Below are 4,021 nucleotides of genomic sequence, written 5' to 3' on the forward strand. Positions count from 1 at the left end.
CCTCCCCGAAGGCGAACCGGGCAAGCACCTGGCCGAAACCCTGCCCCACTACATGGTCCCCACCACCTTCCACTGGATGCAGACCTTGCCCCTGACCGCCAACGGGAAAATCAACAAGAAAGCGCTCACCGCCCACGCCGCCGAGTTGGCCACCACCCAACCCACCACCAGCGGGCAGGACAACACACCGCAAACCCCCACCCAACAGCGCATCGCCGCCGCCTGGGCCACCCTCCTCGGTGTTCCCGCCGAACAAATCGGGCCGCGCACCGACTTCTTCGAACTCGGCGGCACCTCCCTGACCTCGGTGAAACTCGCCATCGCCCTGGACCGGCAGGTGTCCCTACGCGACATCACCCAACACCCGGTCCTCGCCGAACTCGCCGAACTGATCGACACCCGAAACCAACCCAACCAAGAGGCGATGACCGCGGTCATGCCCAGTAGCCGCTGAGAAGGAGCGCCGCATGTCCACCTCGTTCGCCTCGCCCACGCTGGACGTCCGGGTGCACCCGGGCAAGCCGCCGCTGGTGCTGGCCCAGCCGACCCCGGACCTGCCCAACCCGGTGAGCTGGGCCGGCCGCTACCGCGACGCGCTGCGGGCGACCGCCGCCGAGCACGGCGGCGTGCTGGTCCGGGGCCTGGGGCTGGGCAACCCCGGGCAGGTCGCCGCAGTGTTCAACGAGATCTCCGGCGGGCTGATGGCCGACCGGGAGTCCTTCGCCACCCGGCGCCCGTTCCCGGGCGGCGTCTACTCCTCCTCGAAGTGGCCGGCCAACCAGCCGATGTGCATGCACCACGAGCTCAGCTACGCGCTCGAGTTCCCCGGGCTGATGATGTTCGCCTGCCTGCAGGCCGCGCCGACCGGCGGTGCCACCGGCATCGCCGACGCCCAGAAGGTGCTGGCCGAGCTGCCGGCCGAGCTGGTCGCCCGGTTCGCCGACGAGGGCTGGTTGCTGGTGCGCAACTACAACGACGACATCGGCTCACCCCTGGCCGAGGCCTTCGGCACCGACGACCGGGCCACCATCGAAACCTACTGCCGCGCCAACGGCATCGACTTCGAATGGCAGCCGGGCGGCGGCCTGCGCACCCGCCAACGCCGCCACGCCATCATCGCCCACCCGATCACCGGACAGGACTGCTGGTTCAACCAGATCGCCTTCCTCAACGAATGGACCCTCGACCCCGAAGTACGCGAATTCCTGGTCGACGTCTACGGCCCCGAATCACTGCCGTTCAACACCTACTACGGCAACGGCGAGCCGCTGACCCCGGACACCGTCGCCGTCATCAACCAGGTCTACGAGGCCAACACGGCCAGGGAGCCGTGGCGCCCCGGCGACCTGATGCTGGTCGACAACATCCGCGCCGCCCACAGCCGCGAGGCCTACGCCGGACAACGGGAAGTCCTGGTCGGCATGGCCAGCCCGCTCCGCATGGACGCGCGCTAACACCATGAACTTGCCGAGGGGGACTCGATCGTGACCGTCATCTCCGCTCCATTCGAGTACACCAAGAACGACCTGTACGTCGATCTCCGGCCGGCGTTCGGGCACTCGCTCTACCTGAAGTGCGAGGGGTTCAACTTCGCCGGCTCGATCAAGCTCAAGGCCGCCCGGGCCATGGTCGAGGCCGCCGAGCGCGACGGCCTGCTCACCCCGGACACCGTGCTGCTGGAGTCCTCGTCCGGGAACCTCGGCGTGGCCCTGGCCATGGTCGCGGCCAGCAAGGGCTACAGCTTCCTGTGCGTCACCGACGCCCGGTGCAACCTCCAGACCAGGCGCATGATCGAGGCCCTGGGCAGCCAGGTCCACGTGATCAAGGAACCCAGCGCGGACGGTGGTTTCCTCGGCGCCCGGCTGGACTACGTGCGGGCGCTGTGCGCGGCCGACGCCCGGTACCTGTGGCTCAACCAGTATGCCAACCCGAACAGCTGGCTGGCCCACTACCAGAGCACCGCGCCGGCCATCGCCGAAGAGTTCCCTCACCTGGACGTGCTCTTCGTCGGCGCCGGCACCACCGGCACCCTGATGGGCTGCGCCCGCTACTTCAAGGAGCACCGCCCCGGCGTGCGGATCGTCGCGGTCGACGTGGAGGGGTCGGTGACCTTCGGCGGCGAGGCCGGGCGGCGCATGATCCCGGGCCTGGGCACCAGCGTCCGGCCTCAGCTGCTGGACGAGTCCTACATCGACGAGGTGCTGAGCGTCTCCGAGGCCGACACGATCCGCACCTGCCACCGGCTGGCCCACTCCGGGTACCTGTTCGGCGGCTCCACCGGCACCGTGGTCAGCGGCGCGACGGACTGGCTGGCCTGCCACGACGCCGGGGGACTGACCTCGGTGGCCATCGCCCCGGACTTCGGCGAGCGCTACCTGGACACCGTCTACCAGGCCAGCTGGGTGCGCGACCTCTACGGCGCCCAGCCCGAACCGGTGGCGCACTGAGATGTCGGTCAACACCCTCGCGGAGCGGACACCCCGACGGCCGCGAACGGGCCGGTGCTTCGACGCCGCGAACGCCCTGGAGGGGGCACTCGGCGAGCTGCTGGCCGAGGTCACCAAGGCTTCCCGCATCTCGGTGAACAGCCACTTCTTCCGGGACCTGGACGCCGACTCGATGCGGATGGCGCACTTCTGCGCCCGGGTCCGCAAGATCCCCGGCCTGCCGGGGATCTCCATGAAGGACGTCTACAAGCACTCCACGATCCGGAGCCTGGCCCGGGCGGTCGCCCCGCCGCCCCGCCAACCGGTCCGGCCACCCCGGCCGCCGCTCCCCGAGGTCGTGCCCGTCAGCACCTTCAGCTACGTGCTCTGTGGCGTACTCCAGCTGGCGCTGTTCCTCGGCGCCTCCTTGGTCAGCGCGCTCGTGTTGGTCCAGGGCTTCGAGTGGATCTCCACCGGCGTCGGGCTGGTCAACATCTACGAGCGCGCGGTGGTGTTCGGCCTGGCCACCCTGGCCGCCTCCTGCCTCTTGCCGATCGTGGCCAAGTGGGTGCTCATCGGCCGCTGGAAGCCCACGCAGATCCGGGTGTGGAGCCTGCGGTACCTGCGGTTCTGGCTGGTCAAGACGCTGATCCGGGTCAACCCGATGGTGCTGTTCGTCGGCACCCCGCTGTACACGATGTACCTGCGCGCGCTGGGCGCGAAGATCGGGCGCGGCGTGGTCATCCTGTCCAACCACGTGCCGGTGTGCACCGACCTGCTCTGGATCGGCGCCGAGACGATCATCCGCAAGGACTCGTACTTCAGCGGCTACCGCGCCCACGCGGGGGTGATCACCACCGGCCGGGTCACGCTGGGCGACAACGTGCTGGTCAGCGAGGCGACCGTGCTGGACATCAACACCTGGATGTCCACCGGTTCCCAGCTGGGCCACGCCTCCTCGCTGCACCCCGGCCAGACGGTTCCGCCGAACCAGCGCTGGCACGGCTGCCCGGCCCGGCCGGGCCGGGCCAACTACCGCCTGCTGCCCTCGATGCACCACGTCGGGCTGCGCCGGGTCCTGTTCTCGACCTGGCAGGTGCTGCGGCTGGTGCTGTTCGGCCCGCCGGTGCTGGCCGCGATGTTCACCGTCGTGGAGGTCGTGCTGGGCAGCGGCTTCACCCAGCTGCGCCCCGGCCTGCTCAGCGTCTCGCAGACCACGTACTACCTCGAGGTCCTGGCCGTCGCGGTCGCGCTGTTCTTCAGCCGGTTCCTCTTCGCCCTGGTCTACGTGGGCGTGGCGTCGCGGATCCTGAGCCGTTTCCTGACCCGGGACCGGGCCTACCCGCTCTACGGATTCCACTACTGGGCGCACCGGACGGTCGGCCGCATGACCAACGCCCCGACGTTCACCTACCTGTTCGGCGACAGCTCCTACATCGTGAACTTCCTGCGCTGGATCGGCTACGACCTGTCCCACGTGGTGCAGAGCGGCTCGAACTTCGGCCTGGACGTCAAGCAGGACCACCCCAAACTGACCAAGGTCGGCAGCGGCACGATGATCGCCGACGGCCTTTCGGTGATCAACTCGGACTACT

Annotated in this window: 4 protein-coding genes; all 4 read left to right on the forward strand. The window is 69.2% G+C overall.

Annotated features, from left to right (window positions below):
* Window positions 1–454, forward strand: a 454-nt coding sequence (locus tag ABEB12_RS15950) for a phosphopantetheine-binding protein (RefSeq protein ID WP_345702861.1), incomplete at its 5' end; no start/stop codon positions are given.
* Window positions 455–467: 13 nt separating this feature from the next.
* On the forward strand, window positions 468–1,454 hold the full coding sequence (locus ABEB12_RS15955; protein WP_185063307.1) for a TauD/TfdA family dioxygenase: 987 nt from the start codon (window positions 468–470) through the stop codon (window positions 1,452–1,454).
* 30 nt (window positions 1,455–1,484) lie between these two features.
* The gene (gene sbnA / locus ABEB12_RS15960; protein WP_185063306.1) at window positions 1,485–2,447 is read left to right on the forward strand and encodes a 2,3-diaminopropionate biosynthesis protein SbnA; all 963 of its coding nucleotides are present in this window, start codon (window positions 1,485–1,487) and stop codon (window positions 2,445–2,447) included.
* 1 nt (window position 2,448) lies between these two features.
* Window positions 2,449–4,021, forward strand: a 1,573-nt coding sequence (locus tag ABEB12_RS15965; RefSeq protein WP_345702862.1) for a phosphopantetheine-binding protein, incomplete at its 3' end; no start/stop codon positions are given.

The organism is Actinospineispora eucalypti (assembly GCF_039543365.1).
In the GTDB taxonomy this organism is placed as follows: Bacteria; Actinomycetota; Actinomycetes; order Mycobacteriales; family Pseudonocardiaceae; genus Pseudonocardia; species Pseudonocardia eucalypti.